This window comes from Burkholderia sp. E168m15, assembly GCF_016586105.1.
In the GTDB taxonomy this organism is placed as follows: Bacteria; Pseudomonadota; Gammaproteobacteria; order Burkholderiales; family Burkholderiaceae; genus Burkholderia; species Burkholderia orbicola.
This window is the reverse complement of record NZ_BCPO01000043.1, coordinates 26,716-47,272: the sequence shown is the minus strand read 5'-3', so window position 1 is coordinate 47,272 and position 20,557 is coordinate 26,716. Positions and strand designations below refer to the sequence as shown.

Here is a 20,557-nt window from a genome sequence, read left to right as displayed (position 1 = left end):
GAACCGCCGCCGATCCGTTCGATCAGCGTCTGCGCGGCCATTTCGCCGAGCGCGCGCACCGACTGGCCGACCGTCGACAGCGCCGGATACGTGTAGCGGGAAAATTCGATGTCGTCGAAGCCGATGATCGAGCAGTCGTCGGGCACGCGCATCCCGCGCTCGGCCGCCGCGCGCAGCGCGCCGACGCCCATCAGGTCGTTGCCCGCGAAAATCGCGCTCGGCCGCACCGATTCGAACAGCCGCGACGCTGCGTGATAGCCGCCCAGGCACGAGAAATCGCTTTCGGCGATCGCGCCCGGCACGATGTCGACGCCACGCTCGGCCATCGCGCGGATGAAGCCGTGCACGCGCATCGCGCTGACGGCGGTGTCGGTCGGCCCGGTGATGCAGCCGATCTTCGCGTGCCCGAGTTCGAGCAGGTGGCGCGTCGCGAGATACGCGCCGCGCTCGTGGTCGATCTGCACGAGATCGGCCGCGAGACCCTCGATGTTGCGGTCGACCACGACGAGCGGCGCATGGATATCCGCGAGCGTCTGCGCGAGCACCGCGTCCTCGCCCGCCGACGCGACGATCAGCCCGTCGATGCGCTTTTCCTGCAACACGCGCAGGTAGTTGCGCTGCTTCACGGGATCGTCGTCCGAATTGCAGAAGAACACGCAATAGCCGTTGGCCGCGCACTGATCCTCGATGCCGCGCGCAAGCTCGGCGAAGTACGGATTCGTGCTGTTCGGCACGACGAGGCCGATCGTCGCCGTCGCCCGCGCCTTCAGCGAGCGCGCCACGGCCGACGGCACGTAATTCAGCTCGCGGATCGCGCCCTCGACCTTCGCACGCACATCCGCGGACACCGGCCGCGAATTGTTCACCACGTGCGAGACGGTCGTAAACGACACGCCCGCCATGGCCGCCACATCCTTGATCGTCGCCATTTCCCGTTTCTCTCTGGTCTGTTCTGTCTATCTTTTTACCGCACGCGCGTACGCCGGCTGCGATACGTATCGAGCACGACCGCCACCACGATCACCGCACCCGTGATGATCCGCTTCGTCGGCTCGTTCGCCCCGATCTGCGCCAGCCCCGCGGCCAGCACGGAGATGATCAACACGCCGAAGAACGTGCTGATCACCGAGCCGCGCCCGCCCATCAGGCTCGTGCCGCCGATCACGACGGCGGCGATCACCTGCAGTTCGAGGCCCGCGCCCGCGTTCGGATCGGCCGCCTCGAGCCGCGAAATCTGGAACAGCGACGCGAGCCCCGCGAGCGCGCCCATCAGCGCGAATACGAGGATTTTATACGGCCTCGGGTTAACCCCGGCAAGCCGCACCGCTTCCTCGTTCGTGCCGATCCCGACCAGATAGCGCCCGAACACCGTGCGCGTGAGCACGAACTGGGCCGCGATCATCACCGCGACCGCGATCAGGAACGCCGGCGAAATGCCCAGCGCGATCGGGTTCGACAGGAAATCGAACGCGTCGCCGATATACGCGGTGCGCGAATTCGTCAGCTGGTACGCGAGGCCGCGCGCGGCCTCCAGCACGCCGAGCGACACGATGAACGACGGAATCCGCCAGCCCACCGTGACCGCGCCCGTCAGCGCGCCCGTCGCGGTCGCGACCGCGATCCCGATCAGCGCGGCCGGCAGCGGCCCCCACTGCCATTTCAGCGCGGCGACGCTGACCATCGACGCGGCGAGCGCGAGCACCGAGCCGACCGACAGGTCGATCCCGGCGATGATCAGCACGAAGGTCATCCCGACCGACATCACGACGAGATCGGGAATCTGGTTCGCGATCGTGCTGAACGTGTCGTAGGTCAGGAAATGCGAGCTCAGCACCGAGAACAGCGCGATCATCGCGGCCAGCGCGCCGGCCAGCCCGAGATAGTTCGACAGGCCGAGCCGCGTGCCGGACAGCGTGCGCGCGCGGCGCCCCGTCACGTCCTGCTGCGCGCCTGCGTCGGTCGGGGATACGGGAGGCTGGGTCATTGCTGTGGTCCTGTCGTCGAAGTGCCCGGAGCGGCGCCGCGCGCCTGCCCCGCGTCCGGATGCTGCATGGCGGCCGCCGGCGTCTCGCGGCCGAAGCCGGCGAACGCCGCGGCCAGCAGCGCATCCTGGGTCCAGTTGCCGCGCTCGAACACGGCGGTCATGCGCCCGGCCGACATCACGCCGATCCGGTCGCAGATCAGCATCAGCTCGCGCAGGTCGCTCGATACGACCACCAGCGCGCGGCCTTCGCGCGCGAGCGCGCCCATCAAAGTGTAGATCTCGAATTTGGCGCCGACGTCGATCCCGCGCGTCGGCTCGTCGAACAGCAGCACGCCCATGTCGCGCGCAAGCCAGCGGCCGATCACGACCTTCTGCTGGTTGCCGCCCGACAGTTCGCCGACGGGCTGCGCCGCCCCGTGCGTACGAATTCGCAGCGCATCGATCTGCTGCTCGGCGAGCGCTGTTTCACGTGCGGCATCGACGATGCCGCCGCGCGCGAGCCGGTCGAGCTGGCCGAGCGACACGTTCGCGGTGATCGACTGCGACAGCAGCAGCCCTTCGCCCTTGCGATCCTCGGTGATCAGCGCGATGCCCAGCTTCACCGCGTCGACCGGCGACGCGATGCGCGCCGGCTTCAGCGGCTGGCCGACCGCGATCGTTCCGGCATCCGGCGTATCGGCGCCGTAGATCAGCCGCAGCAGCTCGGTGCGTCCCGCGCCGATCAGCCCCGAGATGCCGAAGATCTCGCCCGCGCGCACCTCGAGCGACACGTCGCGCACCGCCGTGCCGCGCGTGAGGCCCGAGACCGCGAGCCGCGGCGCGCCGAAGCGGCGCTCGCCGAGATCGATGTGCTCGCCGATCTCGCGCCCGACCATCAGCGTGACGAGCCCGTCGGACGTCGTCGCCGCCATGTCCCCCGCGTGCACGAGCCGGCCGTCGCGCAGCACCGCGACGCGCTCGGCGACGCGCGCAAGCTCTTCGAGCCGGTGCGAGATGTAGACGATCGCGACGCCGCGCGCCTTCAGCCGGTCGATCTGCTCGAACAGCAGCTCGACTTCGCGCGCGGTCAGCATCGCGGTCGGCTCGTCGAGAATCAGCACGCGGCAATCGCCGATCAGGTTGCGCGCGATCTCGACCATCTGCTGGTGGCCGATGCCGAGCGCGCCGACCGGCGTATCGGGGTCGACCGCGTCGAGCCCGACCTGCGCCATCGCGGCCCGCGCGTCGTCGCGCAGCCGCGCGCGATCGATGATTCCGAAGCGCCGCGGCAGGCGGTTCAGGAACAGGTTTTCGGCGACGCTCAGCGTCGGCAGCAGGTTCAGCTCCTGCATCACCATGCGCACGCCGAGCGCCTCGGCCTGCGTGCGGCTCGCCGGCGCGTACGCCTCACCGCCGAGTTGCATCGTGCCGGTGGTCGGGTCGACGAGCCCGCCGATGATTTTCGACAGCGTGCTCTTGCCGGCGCCGTTCTCGCCCGTGAGCGCGAGCGCCTGGCCCGCGTCGAGCGTCAGCGTGACGTCGGCGAGCACGGGTTCGGCATAGGTCTTGCCGATGCCGGATACGGACAGCACGGGATGGGCTGAACGGGAGGGTTGGAAGGTCGGTTCCATCGCGATCCTGGTTGCGGCCGCGCGCACGGGGCGCGCGGGTATGACGCTCACTAGTGCATGTGCATGCAGTGGCCGTGATCGCGCTCACACCGGATAACGGCCGCCGCGCCGGATTCTTGAGGGCGGCGGCCGGATCGGCGCGGCGTTACTTCGTCACGAGATCCACCGGCGTCTCGACCACGCCGGACATGTCGGCCTGCTTGCGATGCTCGGCGATCGCCTTGAGCGCCGTGTCGATACCGAACACGGCCTGCTTCGCCGCGTACTGGTCGGCGGTCGCGAGCACGCGGCCGTCCTTCAGCATCGGCTTGATCGCGTTGATGTTGTCGTAGCCGACCACGAGCACCTTGCCCTGCTTGCCGGCCGCGCGCACGGCCGACACGGCGCCGATCGCCATGTTGTCGTTGCCGCACAGCAGCGCCTTCAGGTTCGGGTATTCGTTGAGCATCGCGGCGGCCACCGCATTGCCCTTGTCGATCTCCCATTCGCCCGACTGCACCGACACGACCTTCATCCCGCCCGCCTTCATCGCGTCCTGGAAGCCGGCCGTGCGCTGCTGCGCGTTGGTCGTCGTCGACACGCCTTCGACGATGCCGACCTGGTCGCCCGCCTTCAGCCGCTTCGCGAGGTAATCGCCGATCTTGCGCGCGCCCTTGCGGTTGTCCGGACCGACGAACGGCACGTTCAGGTTCTTCGACTTCAGCACGTCGGGATCGAGCCGGTTGTCGATGTTCACGACGACGATGCCGGCGTCCACGGCCTTCTTCACGACCGGCACGAGCGCCTTCGAATCGGCCGGCGCGAGCACGATCGCATCGACCTTCGACACGATCATCTGCTCGACGATGCGGATCTGGTTCGCGGTGTCGGTCTCGTCCTTGATGCCGTTGGTGATCAGGTCGAACTGGTTCGCGTTGTGCTTCTGGTATTCCTTCGCGCCCGTTTCCATGGTCAGGAAGAACTCGTTGGCGAGCGACTTCATCACGAGCGCGACCTTCGGCTTGGCCGCGGATTGCGCGTGGACGGCCGGTGCGGCGGCCACCGCGACGGCGGCGAGCGCGGCGGTCAGGAAGCGACGGCGAAAGCGGACATTCATACACATCTCCTGGCGACTGGCCCGAAGGCCGGATTGTTATTCGACTGTTGTTTTAATGTGAGCAAACGTTTGCGCCACTCTACCCGGGCAATGGCCATCGATGCTGCTGTCGGTACCACGGAATGGAAGCGAGGCAGACGGCCGACTGCCTGGCGCGTGCTGTCGTTGACGCGCCACCGCCGGCGGGACGCCGGCGGAGTGAAGGCTATGCTGTACCGATTCGCTTCGGCGCGCAACCTGTCTGATCAATATTTAAGGGTTTATTCGGAGCGCGCGAGCGCGCTTCACGACGCGCAAATACGACACTCGCGACGCCGGCGGCGGATCGTCGAAGTGCTTCGTAGCCGGCTTGCCGGTGATGGCGCGGGTCGTTCCGGACAGCGTGATCGCGTCGACGATCGGCACGAAGCCCGGCCGCGTTCGCCGTCGCGATATGTCGTCGACTGTGACGGAACCGGTGATTTGAACGCGCAGCCTTGTGAACGAGGACGACTGCCGATTGTGCGTTTCGCGCCGAGGTTCGGCGTCGCAGGTTGTTCTTGTTTTTCTGTTGGCTGAAAACATCGGCGATCGTCACCTGACGCGACGCACCTTGCGTGTTATCGCATCGGCGGATGCTTCAGCCGTGATGGCGGCAATCCCCTGCCGCCGCCCGGTGCCGTATGCGGCAACGCACACGTGGTGCAAGTCGCGCCATCCGCGGCAACGGCCCGGACGGCGCGCGACACGCTCGGGTCAAATCAAACGGCTTCGCGCAACAGCCCCGCGATTTCCGCTTCGTTCAGGTGCGGCGCGAACATTTCGATCAGCCGGTACGCATACGCACGCAGGAACGCGCCCTTGCGCAGCCCGACCCGCGTCGTGCTCGCCTCGAACAGGTGTTGCGTATCGAGCGCGACGAGCCCCGTGTCGCGCTGCGGATCGTAAGCCATCGCCGCGACCACGCCGATCCCCATCCCGAGTTCGACGTAAGTCTTGATCACGTCCGCGTCGATCGCGGTCAGCACGACGTCGGGCACGGCGCCCGCCTGCGTGAACGCCTGGTCGATGTGCGAACGGCCCGTGAAGTCCTGGTCGTACGTGATGATCGGGTACTCGGCGATTTCCTCGAGCGTCAGGTTCGCGCGGCCGACGAGCGGATGGCCCTTCGGCACGACGACCGTGTGGTGCCACGAATAGCACGGGAACGTGACGATGTCAGGATAGCGGTCGAGCGCCTCGGTCGAGATGCCCAGATCGGCCTCGCCGTTCAGGATCATCTGCGCGATCTGCTGCGGGCTGCCCTGGCGCAGCGCGAGATGCACCTTCGGGAACACGTCGGTGAACTGCCGGATCACCTTCGGCAACGCGTAGCGCGCCTGCGTGTGCGTCGTCGCGACGACGAGATGGCCGCTATCCTGATCGGCGAACTGGCGCGCGACGCGGCGCAGGTTCTCGGCGTCGAGCAGCATCCGCTCGATCAGCTGGTGCACCGCCTTGCCGGGCTCCGTGAGCCCCGTCAGCCGCTTGCCGCGCCGAATGAAGATGTCGACGCCCAGCTCATCTTCCAGATCCTTGATCTGTTTCGACACGCCCGACTGCGACGTGTACAGCACGTTCGCGACTTCCGTCAGGTTCATGTTCTGGCGCACCGCTTCGCGCACGAACCGCAATTGCTGAAAATTCATGGGTATGCCTCTTAGGCTGTCGTTGTTTGATTGTTCAATCGGAGCGAAACCCGCCCTCTGCCCTGCTTTGTCTCGTCAACGCGCGGGAAATACCCGCACGGCGCGCGGTACGGCCGTCGCGCCGTCGCCGACCTGCAGCGACAGCGCCCGCCATGCGTCGCGATCGAGTTCCGCCTCGAGCGCGCCGCCCGCGCGCGCCTCGAGCTCCACCCGCACCGAACCGCCGAGCGGAATCACGCGCCGCACGTCCACCGCGATGCCGTCGCGATGCCCTTCGCCCACCGGCCACAGCTGCAGATCGTGCGGCCGGACGTACGCGTTCGCGGGGCCCGCGAAATCGGCGTCGACCTCGATCGGCGCAGCCGCGCCCTCGGCGACGAAGCCGCGCCCGGCGACCGTGCCCGGCAACCGGTTCGCCGCACCGAGGAACTCGTACACGAACGCGCTTTGCGGATGATCGTAGACGTCCTGCGGGCTGCCGACCTGCTCGACGTGGCCGCGATTCAGCACGACGATGCGATCGGCCACTTCGAGCGCCTCTTCCTGGTCGTGCGTGACGAAGATCGTCGAGATGTGCAGGTCGTCGTGCAGGCGACGCAGCCAGCCGCGCAATTCCTTGCGGACCTTCGCGTCGAGTGCGCCGAACGGTTCGTCTAGCAGCAGCACCTTCGGCTCGACCGCGAGCGCGCGGGCCAGCGCGATGCGCTGGCGCTGGCCGCCCGACAGCTCGGACGGATAGCGCTGCGCGAGCCAGTCGAGCTGCACGAGCTTGAGCAGTTCGTGCACCTTCTCGCGAATCGCGGCTTCCGACGGCCGCTCGCGGCGCGGCTTCACGCGCAGCCCGAACGCGACGTTCTCGAACACCGTCATGTGGCGGAACAGCGCGTAGTGCTGGAACACGAAGCCGACCTGGCGATCTCGCGCGCCGACCGACGCGACGTCGAGCCCCTGCAGCACGACCTGGCCGGCGTCCGCGTGCTCGAGGCCCGCGATCACGCGCAGCAGCGTGGTCTTGCCGCAGCCGGACGGCCCGAGCAGCGCGACCAGTTCGCCGGGCGGGAAGTCGAGCGAGACGTTGTCGAGCGCCGTGAAATCGCCGAAGCGCTTCTGAAGGTTACGGACGGTGATACCCATTCTGGTTGCCTCTTTACGATTTCGACGAAACGGCGCCGACAGGGCCGGCATGTGCGGGGACAGCGTCCGCGTCGGCCAGTTCGGCCGCCAGATGACGCTCGGCGATCAGCTTCAGCGCGAGCGTGACGAGCGCAAGCAGCGCCAGCACCGACGCCACCGCGAACGCCGCCGCGAAGTTGTATTCGTTGTACAGGATCTCCACGTGCAGCGGCATCGTGTCGGTCACGCCGCGAATGTGGCCGGACACGACCGATACCGCGCCGAACTCGCCCATCGCGCGCGCATTGCACAGGATCACGCCGTACAGCAGGCCCCATTTCACGTTCGGCAGCGTCACGCGGCGGAAGATCTGCCAGCCCGACGCGCCGAGCACGCGCGCGGCTTCTTCCTCGTCGGTGCCTTGCGCCTGCATCAGCGGGATCAGCTCGCGCGCGACGAACGGGAACGTGACGAAGATCGTCGCGAGCACGATGCCCGGCACCGCGAAGATGATCTGCACGTCGTGATCCTGCAGCCACGGCCCGAACCAGCCCTGCGCGCCGAACAGCAGCACGTACACGAGGCCCGAGATCACCGGCGACACCGAGAACGGCAGATCGATCAGCGTCGTCAGCAGCGCCTTGCCGCGGAATTCGAACTTCGCGATCGCCCACGATGCGCACACGCCGAACACGAGGTTCAGCGGCACGGCGATCACGGCGACGGTGAGCGTCAGCTTGATCGCCGACCACGCGTCGGGATCAGCCAGTGATTCGAGATAGAAGCCGATGCCCTTGCGCAGCGCCTCGACGAACACCGCGGCGAGCGGCACGACGAGGAAGAACGCGAGGAACGCCAGCGCGATGCCCGTGAGCAGCCAGCGCACGACGCGCGACTCGCTGACGGGGTCGAGCCGCTTCGCGGTACGCGCGGCCGGCGACGGGGTTTTCAGCACGACGGTGGCCTCCTGGGTCATTACTGGCCTCCTGCGGCGGCAGCAGCGGCGGTGACGGTGGCGGGCGCCGGACCGCTCGCGCCCTTGCTCGTACGACGCTGCAGATACCACTGCAGCGTGTTGATCAGCAGCAGCATCAGGAACGACACGACCAGCATCACGACCGCCAGCGCGGTCGCGCCCGCGTAGTCGTACTGCTCGAGCTTCGTGATGATCAACAGCGACGTGATCTCGGATTTCATCGGCACGTTGCCGGCGATGAAGATCACCGAGCCGTATTCGCCGAGCGCGCGCGCGAACGCGAGCGCGAAACCGGTGAGCAGCGCCGGCAGCACGGCCGGCAGCACGACGCGGCGGAACGTCAGCCAGCGCGACGCGCCGAGGCACGCGGCGGCCTCTTCCTGCTCGCGCTCGAAATCCTCGAGCACCGGCTGCACGGTGCGCACGACGAACGGCAGCCCGATGAAGGTCAGCGCGACCAGCACGCCGGCCGGCGTGAACGCGATCTTGATGCCGAGCGGCGCCAGATACTGGCCGACCCAGCCGTTGGTCGCGTAGACGGCCGCGAGCGAGATGCCGGCCACCGACGTCGGCAGCGCGAACGGCAGGTCGACGACCGCATCGACGAGACGCTTGAACGGGAACGTGTAGCGCACCAGCACCCATGCGACGAGGAAGCCGAACACGGCATTGATCAGCGCGCCGCCGAGCGCGGCCGAGAACGTCAGCCGGTACGACGCGAGCACGCGCGGCGACGTGACGGCGGTGACGAACTGGTCCCACGACAGCGTCGCGGTCTTCAGGAACGTGGCGGCGAGCGGAATCAGCACCACGAGGCTCAAATAGGCCACCGTGATGCCGAGTGTCACGCCGAAACCGGGCAGCGCGCTCGGCTTGCGAAAGGTGTACGTCGTCATCGGATGCTCTTGCTGGGTCGATGCTGCTCACGGGTCCGACGCAAACGCCGGCGCAGTGAATCGCGCCGGCGGCCCGTCGGGGGTGCGGCGCGCTGTCGTGGCGCGCCGCTTGTCGTTATGGCGTTACTGCGGCTTGTAGATCGAATCGAACACGCCGCCGTCCGCGAAATGCGTCTTCTGCGCATTCGTCCAGCCGCCGAACGTGTCGTCGACCGTGTACAGCTTCAGCTTCGGGAACTGCTTGGTCAGCTCCGCCGGCACGTTCTTCGAACGCGGCCGGTAGTAGTTGCGCGCCGCGATTTCCTGGCCCTGCGGGCTGTACAGGTAGTTCAGGTAGGCCTCGGCCAGCTTGCGCGTGCCCTTCTTGTCGACCACCTTGTCGACCACCGCGACGGGCGGCTCGGCCAGGATGCTCACCGACGGCACGACGATCTCGAACTTGTCGGTACCGAATTCCTTGACCGACAGGAACGCCTCGTTTTCCCAGGCGATCAGCACGTCGCCGATCCCGCGCTGCACGAAGCTCGTCGTCGCGCCCCGCGCGCCCGAATCGAGCACGCCTGCGTTCTTGTAGAGCTTCGTGACGAATTCCTTCGCCGTCTGCTCGTTGCCGCCCGGCTTGTGCTGCGCGTAGGCCCATGCGGCCAGGTAGTTCCAGCGTGCGCCGCCCGAGGTCTTCGGGTTCGGCGTGACGATCGAGATGCCCGGCTTGGTCAGGTCGTCCCAGTCCTTGATCCCCTTCGGGTTGCCCTTGCGCACCAGGAACACGATCGTCGACGTGTACGGCGATGCGTTGTCGGGCAGACGCTTCTGCCAATCCTTGTTCACGAGCCCCTTGTTCGCGAGCGCGTCGATGTCGTACGCCAGCGCCAGCGTGACGACGTCGGCCTGCAGGCCGTCGAGCACCGAGCGCGCCTGCGCGCCCGAGCCGCCGTGCGACTGCTTGAAGTTGACGGTTTCGCCCGTCTTCGCCTTCCACTCCTTGCCGAACGCCTGGTTGAAATCCTGATACAGCTCGCGCGTCGGGTCGTACGACACATTCAGGAAGGTCGTATCGGCCTGGGCATGCGTCGCGACGCCCAGCGCCGCCGCCGCGCCCAGCGCGAGTGTTGCGATCAGGCGGCCCACTCCGCCCACCAGCCCCGTATTGCGCTTCGCCATCCTTGGTTCTCCAGTGTTGTCGGTATTGCGATGTCGGGCCAGTCTATCGAACGGGTTACATGATTAAAAATAATCGTTCCTTATTTTTTAATACTCAAAAGTGCTAACGCAGACGGGATGGACGGTTGCGGCGGACGAACCGGCGTCCGGGCGTCGCGAAATCACGCCGGAACCGCCGCGATCGCGTCGAACCTCAAGTAACACTTGAAATTCGCCAAGTACTGTATAAAAATACAGCTCACTGTCTATCCATACAGTTGAGCCATGACCAAACTCACCGCCCGTCAGCAGCAAGTGTTCGACTTGATCCGTCGCGCGATCGAGCGCTCCGGATTCCCGCCCACCCGTGCCGAGATTGCGGCCGAACTGGGCTTCAGCTCGCCGAATGCGGCCGAGGAGCACCTGCGCGCGCTGGCTCGCAAGGGCGTGATCGAGCTGGCCGCCGGCGCATCGCGCGGCATCCGGCTGCTCGGCATCGACGACGCCCCGCACCAGTTCACGCTGCCGCATGCCGGCCTGATGCAACTGTCGCTGCCGCTCGTCGGCCGCGTCGCGGCCGGTAGCCCGATCCTTGCGCAGGAGCACATCTCGCAGCACTACGCGTGCGATCCCGCGCTGTTCACCAGCAAGCCCGACTACCTGTTGAAGGTGCGCGGCCTGTCGATGCGCGACGCCGGCATTCTCGACGGCGACCTCCTCGCCGTGCAGAAGCGCACGGAAGCGAAGGACGGCCAGATCATCGTCGCGCGTCTCGGCGACGACGTCACGGTCAAGCGGCTGATGCGCCGGCCCGGCGGCCTCGAGCTGATCGCGGAGAACCCGGATTACGAAAACATCTTCGTCAAGGCCGGCAGCGCGGATTTCGCGCTGGAAGGCATCGCCGTCGGGCTGATCCGCTCGGGCGAACTCTGACATTCCGTCTCTCCAGGAGAACATCATGGAACGCCTTGCCCGCCTGCTGCCTTTCCGTCAATTCGGTCGCCTGCGTCATCTGCGCGGCCGCACGCCCTGCGCACCGCTGTCCGCGGCGGCGCCAGTGCAAGAAGAAGTCGCAGTCGAACGGCAGGCGTCCCTGCTGCCGTCAGCGCTCCCCGCGTTCGCGCGGGTCTCGCTGAACGCCGGTCTCAATCACGCGGAACCCGCGCGCCGCGCGCCGGTGCGCGTCTATCACGGCCGGTCGCGCTTGATCATGGTGGGCACGATCGATGCCGTGTGCCGGATGATCGATCGCTGCATCGCAGAGGAACGATCGGCCACGCCGGGCGGTCTCTGATTGCGGAACCGTCCCGCACCGGAGGCAACGTGACTGGATCGTCGCGCCGCGCATGGCGACTCAAGTCCCTGCTGATCGTCGCGCTGGTCGTCGCCCTGATTGGGGCGCTCGGCTATGCATACGCGTCGCCGTATGTCGCGCTCGGTCGCCTGAAATCGGCGATCGATGCACGCGATGCGCAGGCGATCAGCGAGTACGTCGACTTTCCGTCGCTGCGCATCAGCCTGAAGCAGCAGGTCACGGAAGAGTTGATGCGCCGGATCGACGCAGTGAAGAAGGACAATCCGTTCGCGGTGATCGGCGCGCTGATCGGGTCCGCGCTGATTGGCCCGCTGGTCGATGCGTACGCGACCCCGGAAGGCGTCGCTGCGCTGATGAGCGGATTGCCGCCACGCGGCAATCCGGGCGAGCGTCCGCCTGAGTGGTCGAATCGGCCGCCAGCAGGTAATGCCCCCGGCAACACGCCTGCCGCGCCGCCGGCCGCCAATCCTGCTCCGGCCAGTACTGCCGTACCGGGCAGCAACGCGGCCGCTCCGGCGGCCTCGTCGCCGGCACCCGTGCCCGCCGCACCGGCCAGCCCGAGCGAAGCAACCCAGGCGCCGCACCAGCAGCAAACCAGCGCGGGCTATCGAAATATCGACGAATTCGTCGTGACGTACCAGCGCAGTGCCGACGGCACGCGCTATGCGGCGATTTTCCACCGCTTCGGGCTGTTTTCGTGGAAATTGTCGGGGATCGACCTGCATGCGTAGCAGGCCGCATTCGATGCCCGCACTGCTGATGCAGCGCGGCACCTGACCGGCCGCATCGCCGGTCAGGCAGTCGTCGAGCCTTTAGGTCATTTGCCGTTCGCCGTAGCCGCTTCACGCTCGCGCGCGATTTCGGCCTTCTGCTCTTCCGCCGACGAACACGCCACCAGGATGCTGCAGTTCACGCGATCGAGCAGTTGCGTATTGCCCGACCCCATCCACCATCTCGACAATCCGCTGCGGCACCGGTGGCCGACGACGACGAGGTCGACCTTCAGTTCAGACGCGAGATTCGCGATTTCGTCGATCGGATAACCGAATGCGAAATGGCCTTCGGCCTGCACGCCGCGCTCGCGCAGCCAGTTCACGCCTTCCTGCAGGATTTCGCGCGCGGTTTCCTCGAAGCGTCCGCATGCGACATCGGTCAGCAAACCTGCACTTTGCGCAATGCTCGAACGCATGTCGACGACCGACAGCAAATGCGTTTCGGCCTTCAGGTCCATTGCGAGATTGGCCCCGTAACGCAGCGCCTTGCGCCCTTCGAGCGTGCCGTCGTAACACAGCAAAATCTTGTTGTAGCTAGCCATGAAGCCTCCCTATCGCGACAACGAGCCTACGCATTCATCATGGTGCGCCGCAATTCAAGACGCAAGGGATGGAAAACGCTGATTCGCCCCGCGCGGCGCGTGCGCGATGATGCGGCGCACGATCGGTGCGCAATTGCATCACACCGGGCAGACATGCCCTGAAGCGATGCGGCCAATGCACTAGAATGGCCCGCTCGACCTCCAGCGGGCCACCGCGCGCCGGCGTCGTGCGCCTCGGTCATGCCCGTGAGACACCCCTGCGCCCGATCCGTTCGCAAACCGGCCACGCACCGGGCAGCAGAATGCGCCCGCTTAAAACGACAACACGCCCATGTCCGTCGCACCGATCGATTTCCGCAACGTCGAAAAGCGCTATGGCGACAAGCTCGTCGTCAACGGTCTGTCCTTCAGCGTGAAGGCCGGCGAATGCTATGGCCTGCTCGGGCCGAACGGCGCCGGCAAGACCACGACGCTGAAGATGCTGCTCGGCCTCGCGCATCCCGATGCAGGCGCCATTTCGCTGTGCGGCGAACCGGTTCCATCGCGGGCGCGACACGCACGCCAGCGGGTCGGCGTCGTCCCGCAGTTCGACAATCTCGACCCCGACTTCACCGTGCGCGAGAACCTGCTCGTGTTCAGCCGCTATTTCGGGATGTCGGCGCAGGCGGCACGCGCGCTCGTGCCGCCGCTACTCGAATTCGCGAAGCTGGAAAACAAGGCCGATGCGAAGGTCGGCGAGTTGTCGGGCGGCATGAAACGCCGCCTCACGCTCGCCCGCGCGCTCGTCAACGATCCCGATGTGCTGGTGCTCGACGAGCCTACGACCGGCCTCGATCCGCAGGCGCGGCATCTGATGTGGGAACGGCTGCGTTCGCTGCTCGCCCGCGGCAAGACAATCCTGATCACCACGCATTTCATGGAGGAAGCCGAGCGCCTGTGCGATCGGCTGTGCGTGATCGAGGAAGGCCGCAAGATTGCCGAAGGCGCGCCGCACGCCCTGATCGAATCGGAGATCGGCTGCGACGTGATCGAGATCTACGGGCCGGATCCGGCCGCGCTGCGCGACGAATTGTCGGCATTCGCGAAGCACACCGAGATCAGCGGCGAGACACTGTTCTGCTATGTGATCGATCCCGAACCGCTCACCGCACGACTCAAGGGCCGCCCGGGGTTGCGCTATCTGCATCGCCCGGCCAATCTGGAGGATGTGTTCCTGCGGCTCACGGGCCGCGAGATGCAGGACTGATCGACCATGGACGTTCGCAACTATTCCGCCACCACGCCGTCGGCCCCGCTGCGCGAGTCGCGCTTCGCGATCGCGATGCCGGCGAACGCAAGCAACTGGATCGCCATCTGGCGGCGCAACTATCTCGTGTGGCGCAAGCTCGCGCTCGCATCGATGTTCGGCAATCTCGCCGATCCGATGATCTATCTGTTCGGGCTGGGCTTCGGGCTCGGGCTGATGCTCGGCCATGTCGACGGCGTGTCGTATATCGCGTTCCTCGCGGCCGGCACGGTCGGCTCGAGCGTGATGATGTCCGCGAGCTTCGAGTCGATGTATTCGGGATTCTCGCGGATGCACGTGCAGCGCACGTGGGAAGCGATCATGCATACGCCGCTCGCGCTCGGCGACATCGTGCTCGGCGAGATCGTGTGGGCGGCCAGCAAGGCGCTGCTGTCGGGCGGCGCGATCATGCTCGTCGCGGGCGGCCTCGGCTATGCGCAGTTTCCGTCGATGCTCGCCGCGCTGCCGGTGATCGCGCTGGCCGGCCTCGCGTTCGCCAGCATCGCGATGATCGTCACGGCGCTCGCACCGTCCTACGACTTCTTCATGTTTTATCAGACGCTCGTGCTGACGCCGATGCTGCTGCTGTCGGGCGTGTTCTTCCCGATCACGCAGTTGCCGCCGCTTGCGCAGCACGCTGCGCAGGCGCTGCCGCTCGCGAATGCGGTCGAACTGATCCGGCCCGCGATGCTCGGCCGGCCGGCGACCGACATCGCGCTGCACGTCGCGGTGCTCGCCGGCTACGCGGTCGGCGGATTCCTGCTGTCCGCGTGGCTGTTCCGGCGGCGGATGATGCGCTGACGGCCGGCGCGCCGGACACCGGGCGCCGGCTTCATGCGACGACGTTACTCGTCGTCGTCGCTCCACGGAATTTCAACGTCGGTCAGGAACGCGACGGTCGCGAGCGGGCCACCTTCCTGGCGGCCGAGCTTGCCGTCCGCGCGATGCCATTCCACGCGGAACTGCGTACCCGGATCGTCGGCCACCAGATAGACCGTGCGCAGTTCTTCCTTGTCGGCTTCGTCCACCGGGCCGTCGAACGACACCAGCATCTTCTGCGGCCACAGGCCGTTGACCGGATCGTAAATGCGATCGCCTTGCGGAATGTCGATGCTGGCCTCGACACCGATCGTTGCGGAGGCCTCGATGATCATCGTGCCGAGTGCTTGCAGCACGGCAGTCGCCCGCGCGGAATTGGCCTGGCGGATCGCGAGATCGCCGCGCGTCAGCGCCTTTTCGAGTCGAGGATGAATCTTCGGTTGGGTCATGCGTTTTCCTGTTTGCTTCTTGTAAAGGGCGCCGCACACGTGAAGCGGCGGCGCCGGATGAATACGAATGCGACGATTGCGCCGGGCCGGCGTGTCGCCCGCGTTGTCAGAACCCGAACGCGATCGCGAGCAAGCCGCTCACGATCCCGAATACGACGACGAGCGTCGCGACGATCGCCAGCATGTAAGGCTTGAACGAACGCGCGAGCATCGCCAGCGACGGCACGCTGATCGGCGGCAGCGTCATCAGCAGCGCGGCGGCCGGACCGACGCCCATGCCGAGCGACAGCATCGCCTGGATGATCGGCACCTCGCCGGCCGTCGGGATCACGAACAGCATGCCCGCGACCGCGAACGCGACGATCCAGCCGAGGTGATTGCCGATGTCCGGGCCGATATGCGGGAACAGCCACGCGCGCGCGGCGCCGAGCAGCAGCACGAGCACGATGTATTCGGGCACGAGCCGCACGGCCATGCGCGCGAGCAGCTTCATCCAGCGGACGAACGGATTGCCGGCCGCGGCCTGCTCGGCCGCCAGCGCGGCGAGCTGCGCATCGTCGATGCTGCGGTCTTCGGGACGCGCGATGCGGTTCAGCAGGTAGCCGATCCCGAACACCATCGCGATGCCGAGCACGAGGCGCAGCGCGCTCCAGTGCCAGCCGAGTACGAAGCCCATGAACACCAGCGCCGCCGGGTTCAGCACCGTGTTGCCGAGCCAGAACGCGACCGCACCGCCCGGCGACGCGTGGCGCGCCCGCAGGCCCGCGACGACCGGCGCCGCGCAGCACGTGCACATCATCCCGGGCAGCGACAGCAGCCCGCCCGCGGCGACGCTGCCGAACCCCGTGCGGCCGAGCACGCGCGCCACCCAGTGCGCGGGCAGCAGCGCCTGCACGGCCGAGCCGAGCAGCAGGCCGAGCACCATCGCCTGCCAGATCGCCTTGCCGTATGCCCACGCGTAATCGAGGGCCGCCTTCAGCGACGGCTCGGGTGCGGCCGCCGACGTGCCCATCAGGATCGACTGGCCGATCGAATGGTGCTCGGCGGCAACGAATGCCTTGTTGTAGTACGGGAACCATTTCACATAGAACAGTCCCGCGACCGCGATCAGCAGGAAGGTCATCCAGCCGAGGGCCGGACTGGGTTGGGTGCGTGTGGTCGTCATCGTATGGTGGTCGATTGGTCTTTGTCGGTTTCGAATGCCGTGCCGGCGGCGAGCGCGGCCGAAGCGGGCAACCCGGCTTGCGCGAGTTCGGCCAGCAGCAGGCGCGCCTGCTCGCGCACGTCAGCCGCGTTGGGCCGGAACGTGAAGGTCAGCGCCCGGTTCGGCTTGTTGTACGTCGCGCGGTAAGTGCGCGCGTAGGCGGGATCGTAATGCCTGTCGATCAGTTCGGCGAACAAATCGGCCCGCGCGCCGGCATCGATCAGCCCCTTCCAGCGCGTCACCTCTTCGCGGCTGTGCAGGCCGATCAGCCGATGAAGCTGTGCCTTGAACGCATCCGGCTCGTCGAACAAGTGCGCGTAATCATCGAGCAGGAACGCGATCCGCTCGTCGTGAGCCGCTTCGACCTGCACCCACGGGCCCGCATGAAACGCTTCGATCAGCGCGATCGGCAGCTGCACGAGCCCGATCCTGCGGCTTTCCGACTCCACGAATACCGGCCATTGAGGGTCGAAACGCCCGAGCGTCTCGACGAGCCCAGAATCGAACCCCTTCTGCGCCGGTTGCGGCTTGCCCGGCAGCGCGCCGAGCAGCGAGCCGCGATGGCACGCGAGCGCTTCCAGATCGAGCGTCTGCGCACCCACGTCGCGCAGCGCGTTCAGCAGGCGCGTCTTGCCGCAGCCAGTATGGCCGACGAGCGCGATGTAGCGAAAGCGTGTCGGCAGCGAGTCGAGCGTCGCGCATACCGACTGGCGGTACGCCTTGTAGCCGCCGTCGAGCTGGCGCGCCTTCCAGCCGATCAGGTTGAACCAGGTCGTCATCGAGCCCGAGCGCTTGCCGCCGCGCCAGCAGTAGATCAGCGGCCGCCAGTTGCGCGGCCGGTCGGCGAACGTCGTGTCGAGATGGCGCGCGATGTTGCGCGCGACGATCGCCGCGCCGACGCGCGTCGCCTCGTACGGCGACACCTGGCGGTACATCGTGCCGACGAGCACGCGTTCTTCGTTGCTGAGCACGGGCGCGTTCAGCGCGCCGGGGATATGATCCTCGGCGAACTCGAGCGGCGTGCGCACGTCGATGATCTCGTCGAACTCGCCGGCGCGATCGAGGGTGACAATCAGGTTCTTCAATTTGGCGTCGAACAGGGGCGATGCGGCTCGAGGAGCCGCATGGGCACGGAAGGCGGATTGACGATTATCTCACGGGCCGGCGTCCCGGGCCTCGCGCGGCGGTCGGCGACGACGACGCAACCTGCATCGCGTCGATCAGGTGGTCGCGAAATGCGCGTACCGACGCGGGCAGATCGCGCCCCGCCATCGTCTGCACCTGGATGCTGCGTTCGCGCAGTTGCGGGTTCGTCATGGGCACGACGACGAAGCCGTCCGCATCGGCACGGTCGCGCACCGACAGCAGCCCCGTGAACATCACCGCGCCCGTGCGCCGTGCGTAGCCGTACATCGCCGCGGTGTTGTTGCTCGTCAGTTCGGGCTCGAGCAGCAGCCCGTCGAGCGCACACGCGATGTCGATCAGCTGGCGCACCGTCGTGCCGGCCTCGGGCAGCACGTGCGCGTACCGCGCGACATCGGCAAGCGACACCGCGTCGCGCGCCGCGAGCGGGTGATCGTGCCGGACCAGCGCAAAGACCGGCGCGCGCTCCGTGTGGTCGACACGCACGCCCTTCTCCGGCGCGAGGCTGAAGGTCAACGCGATGTCCGCATCGCCGTCGCGCACGCGCCGGGTCGCGTCCGCTGGCGACACGACCCACACGATGAAATCGACGCCCGGGTGGCGCGCCTTGAAGCTCGCGAGCACGCCGGGCAGGAAATCGATCGCGAACCCTTCCGAGCACGCGATCTTCAGCAGGCTGCCGTGCAGCGCGTCGAGCCCGCCGATGTCCTTCATCACGTGCTCGGCCTCCAGCAGGCTGCGCTGCGCGAACGCCAGCAACCGCTCGCCGGCCTCCGACAACGCCATCCCGCGCGGCCGCCGCTCGAACAGCGGCGCGCCGAGCTCGCTCTCCAGCTTCGCGATCTGGCGGCTGATCGCCGACACGGCCACGTGCAGCCGCGCGGACGCGTCGCTGATCGAGCCGGTACGCGCCACCTCGACGAAATACCGCAGTGCCAGGCCATGCAGAAAAGCCGCCATCGTCGTGTCTCCGCGCCGCATCCGGCCGCGCTGCTTTGCCTTTTCGGCAAAGAAAGGTTCGAAATTCGATCATTGTGACAAAAAAACCGGCTTCCTAGAATCGATCGCACTTCACGTTGCCTGCGCGGCCCGCGCACGGCGAACCCGACCGAGGAGACCCGATTTGAGCCGTACCGCCGCCATCCAGCACGCGCTGAACCAGTTCGAGTCCGGTGCGTTCTTCACGACCCTGAGCCGCCGCGTCGGCCTGCGCACCGAAAGCCAGGACCGCGGCAACGAAGCCGCGCTGCGCGCCTACCTGACCGACGAGATCGCGCCGGAGGCCGCCCGCCTCGGTTTCACGTCGCGGATCGTCGACAACCCCGTCGACGGCGGCGGGCCGTTCCTGCTCGCGTCGCGCCACGAAGACGACGCGCTGCCGACCGTGCTGATCTACGGCCACGGCGACGTCGTGCGCGGCTACGACGCGCAGTGGCGCGCGCCGCTGTCGCCGTGGACGCTGACGGCCGACGGCGACCGCTGGTACGGCCGCGGCAGCGCCGACAACAAGGGCCAGCACACGATCAACCTGGCCGCGCTGGCGAGCGTGCTCCACGCACGCGGCGGCCGGCTCGGCTTCAACGCGAAGCTGCTGATCGAGATGGGCGAGGAAACCGGCTCGCCGGGCCTCGACGCGCTGTGCCGCCAGGAGCGCGACGCGCTCGCGGCCGACGTGCTGATCGCGTCCGACGGCCCGCGCATCGCCGCCGCGCGCCCGACGGTATTCCTCGGCTCGCGCGGTGCGGTCAACTTCAAGCTGAGCCTGCGCGCCCGCGACGGCGCGCATCATTCCGGCAACTGGGGCGGACTGCTGCGCAACCCGGCGATCGTGCTCGCGCATGCGCTCGCGAGCCTCGTCGACGCGCGCGGCGCGATTCGCGTCGCGGGGCTGCGCCCGCCGCCGATCCCGGCCGCGGTGCGCGACGCGCTCGCCGATCTGTCGGTCGGCGGCGGTCCCGGCGACCCGGCGCTCGACGCCGACTGGGGCGAGCCCGGCCTGTCCGCGGCCGAGCGCGTGTTCGGCTGGAATACGCTCGAAATCCTCGCGTTCAAGGCCGGCAATCCGGAGCATCCCGTGAACGCGATCCCGCCCGCCGCGTATGCGCACTGCCAGTTGCGCTTCGTCGTCGGCACCGACTGGGAAGCGCTGCAGGCGCACCTGCGCGCGCACCTCGATGCGCACGGCTTCGCCGACGTCGAGATCGACGTCGAACGCGGCGCACCGGCGACGCGCGTGCCGCCGGACGATCCGTGGGTCCGCTGGGCCGTCGCGTCGCTCGCGCGCACCACCGGCAAGAAGCCCGCGATCCTGCCAAATCTCGGCGGCACGCTGCCGAACGACGTGTTCGCCGACACGCTCGGGCTGCCGACGCTGTGGGTGCCGCACTCGTACCCGGCGTGCTCGCAGCACGCGCCCGACGAGCATCTGCTCGCGAGCGTCGTCAGCGAGGGGCTGCAGATGATGGCCGGCCTCTTCTGGGATCTCGGCGACGACGCGCCGCCCGTTCGCCGCGCGGCATCCGCCGCGGCCGGCGCCGCCCTGTAA

21 protein-coding genes are annotated in these 20,557 nt (G+C 67.5%); 6 read left to right on the top strand and 15 right to left on the bottom strand.

Translation table 11 applies throughout. From position 1 onward, the window contains the following. The 10 genes from JMF86_RS07825 to JMF86_RS07780 all read right to left on the bottom strand — a co-directional run. On the bottom strand, positions 1-929 hold a 929-nt coding region (locus tag JMF86_RS07825), incomplete at its 3' end, for a LacI family DNA-binding transcriptional regulator (protein WP_201316918.1). A gap of 35 nt (positions 930-964) precedes the next feature. Beyond that, complete coding sequence (locus tag JMF86_RS07820; RefSeq protein ID WP_006476069.1) at positions 965-1,984, bottom strand: ABC transporter permease; 1,020 nt, start codon at positions 1,982-1,984, stop codon at positions 965-967. Next, on the bottom strand, positions 1,981-3,594 hold the full coding sequence (locus tag JMF86_RS07815; RefSeq protein ID WP_124677608.1) for a sugar ABC transporter ATP-binding protein: 1,614 nt from the start codon (positions 3,592-3,594) through the stop codon (positions 1,981-1,983). Before JMF86_RS07815 ends, JMF86_RS07820 begins: the two co-directional genes overlap by 4 nt. A gap of 145 nt (positions 3,595-3,739) precedes the next feature. Further along, positions 3,740-4,690 carry a sugar ABC transporter substrate-binding protein gene (locus JMF86_RS07810; protein WP_011545349.1) on the bottom strand — a complete coding sequence of 317 codons (951 nt, stop codon included), beginning with the start codon at positions 4,688-4,690 and terminating at the stop codon, positions 3,740-3,742. Positions 4,691-4,942: 252 nt separating this feature from the next. Then, positions 4,943-5,254, bottom strand: coding sequence for a hypothetical protein (locus tag JMF86_RS07805; protein ID WP_201316917.1), 312 nt, complete (start codon positions 5,252-5,254; stop codon positions 4,943-4,945). A 176-nt stretch (positions 5,255-5,430) separates the two neighbouring features. Further along, entirely contained in the window at positions 5,431-6,357 is a 927-nt protein-coding gene (locus tag JMF86_RS07800; protein WP_006476072.1) for a CysB family HTH-type transcriptional regulator, read from the bottom strand. A gap of 75 nt (positions 6,358-6,432) precedes the next feature. Further along, complete coding sequence (locus tag JMF86_RS07795; RefSeq protein ID WP_011545347.1) at positions 6,433-7,491, bottom strand: sulfate/molybdate ABC transporter ATP-binding protein; 1,059 nt, start codon at positions 7,489-7,491, stop codon at positions 6,433-6,435. Between the two features lie 13 nt (positions 7,492-7,504). After that, positions 7,505-8,446 carry a sulfate ABC transporter permease subunit CysW gene (gene cysW / locus JMF86_RS07790; protein ID WP_201316916.1) on the bottom strand — a complete coding sequence of 314 codons (942 nt, stop codon included), beginning with the start codon at positions 8,444-8,446 and terminating at the stop codon, positions 7,505-7,507. Further along, positions 8,446-9,342, bottom strand: coding sequence for a sulfate ABC transporter permease subunit CysT (cysT, locus tag JMF86_RS07785; RefSeq protein WP_006476075.1), 897 nt, complete (start codon positions 9,340-9,342; stop codon positions 8,446-8,448). Before cysT ends, cysW begins: the two co-directional genes overlap by 1 nt. A gap of 123 nt (positions 9,343-9,465) precedes the next feature. Further along, positions 9,466-10,503: a sulfate ABC transporter substrate-binding protein gene (locus tag JMF86_RS07780; protein ID WP_011545345.1), complete on the bottom strand. Its 1,038-nt coding sequence runs from the start codon at positions 10,501-10,503 to the stop codon at positions 9,466-9,468. A gap of 264 nt (positions 10,504-10,767) precedes the next feature. On the opposite strand from JMF86_RS07780, the gene lexA reads away from it, so the two are divergent. Genes lexA through JMF86_RS07765 form a run of 3 tightly spaced genes read left to right on the top strand, consistent with a single transcriptional unit; the run spans position 10,768 to position 12,528 of the window. After that, positions 10,768-11,415 carry a transcriptional repressor LexA gene (gene lexA, locus JMF86_RS07775; protein WP_006476077.1) on the top strand — a complete coding sequence of 216 codons (648 nt, stop codon included), beginning with the start codon at positions 10,768-10,770 and terminating at the stop codon, positions 11,413-11,415. 25 nt (positions 11,416-11,440) lie between these two features. Beyond that, the gene (locus tag JMF86_RS07770; protein ID WP_006476078.1) at positions 11,441-11,776 is read left to right on the top strand and encodes a hypothetical protein; all 336 of its coding nucleotides are present in this window, start codon (positions 11,441-11,443) and stop codon (positions 11,774-11,776) included. Between the two features lie 29 nt (positions 11,777-11,805). Continuing rightward, complete coding sequence (locus JMF86_RS07765; protein WP_201316915.1) at positions 11,806-12,528, top strand: DUF2939 domain-containing protein; 723 nt, start codon at positions 11,806-11,808, stop codon at positions 12,526-12,528. Between the two features lie 86 nt (positions 12,529-12,614). Here JMF86_RS07765 and JMF86_RS07760 read toward each other — a convergent pair whose 3' ends face one another. Then, positions 12,615-13,112, bottom strand: coding sequence for a universal stress protein (locus tag JMF86_RS07760; RefSeq protein ID WP_006476080.1), 498 nt, complete (start codon positions 13,110-13,112; stop codon positions 12,615-12,617). A gap of 331 nt (positions 13,113-13,443) precedes the next feature. Here JMF86_RS07760 and nodI point away from each other — a divergent pair, with 331 nt between their 5' ends. Together nodI and JMF86_RS07750 are read left to right on the top strand one after the other, a co-directional pair. Next, complete coding sequence (gene nodI, locus JMF86_RS07755; RefSeq protein ID WP_027809857.1) at positions 13,444-14,358, top strand: nodulation factor ABC transporter ATP-binding protein NodI; 915 nt, start codon at positions 13,444-13,446, stop codon at positions 14,356-14,358. Between the two features lie 6 nt (positions 14,359-14,364). Then, entirely contained in the window at positions 14,365-15,198 is an 834-nt protein-coding gene (locus tag JMF86_RS07750) for an ABC transporter permease (RefSeq protein ID WP_201316914.1), read from the top strand. Between the two features lie 44 nt (positions 15,199-15,242). Here the strand turns inward: JMF86_RS07750 and JMF86_RS07745 are convergent, their stop codons facing one another. From JMF86_RS07745 to JMF86_RS07730, 4 genes are all read right to left on the bottom strand, one after another. Then, positions 15,243-15,665 carry a hypothetical protein gene (locus tag JMF86_RS07745; protein WP_006484198.1) on the bottom strand — a complete coding sequence of 141 codons (423 nt, stop codon included), beginning with the start codon at positions 15,663-15,665 and terminating at the stop codon, positions 15,243-15,245. 106 nt (positions 15,666-15,771) lie between these two features. After that, entirely contained in the window at positions 15,772-16,830 is a 1,059-nt protein-coding gene (locus tag JMF86_RS07740) for a permease (RefSeq protein WP_012328432.1), read from the bottom strand. Beyond that, complete coding sequence (gene mnmH, locus JMF86_RS07735) at positions 16,827-17,954, bottom strand: tRNA 2-selenouridine(34) synthase MnmH (protein WP_201316913.1); 1,128 nt, start codon at positions 17,952-17,954, stop codon at positions 16,827-16,829. The genes JMF86_RS07740 and mnmH overlap by 4 nt, the downstream gene beginning before the upstream one ends. A 64-nt stretch (positions 17,955-18,018) precedes the next feature. Then, positions 18,019-18,972, bottom strand: a complete 954-nt coding sequence (locus tag JMF86_RS07730; protein ID WP_200160678.1) for a LysR substrate-binding domain-containing protein — start codon at positions 18,970-18,972, stop codon at positions 18,019-18,021. A 163-nt stretch (positions 18,973-19,135) separates the two neighbouring features. Here JMF86_RS07730 and JMF86_RS07725 point away from each other — a divergent pair, with 163 nt between their 5' ends. Then, the gene (locus tag JMF86_RS07725; protein WP_077179193.1) at positions 19,136-20,557 is read left to right on the top strand and encodes a M20 family metallopeptidase; all 1,422 of its coding nucleotides are present in this window, start codon (positions 19,136-19,138) and stop codon (positions 20,555-20,557) included.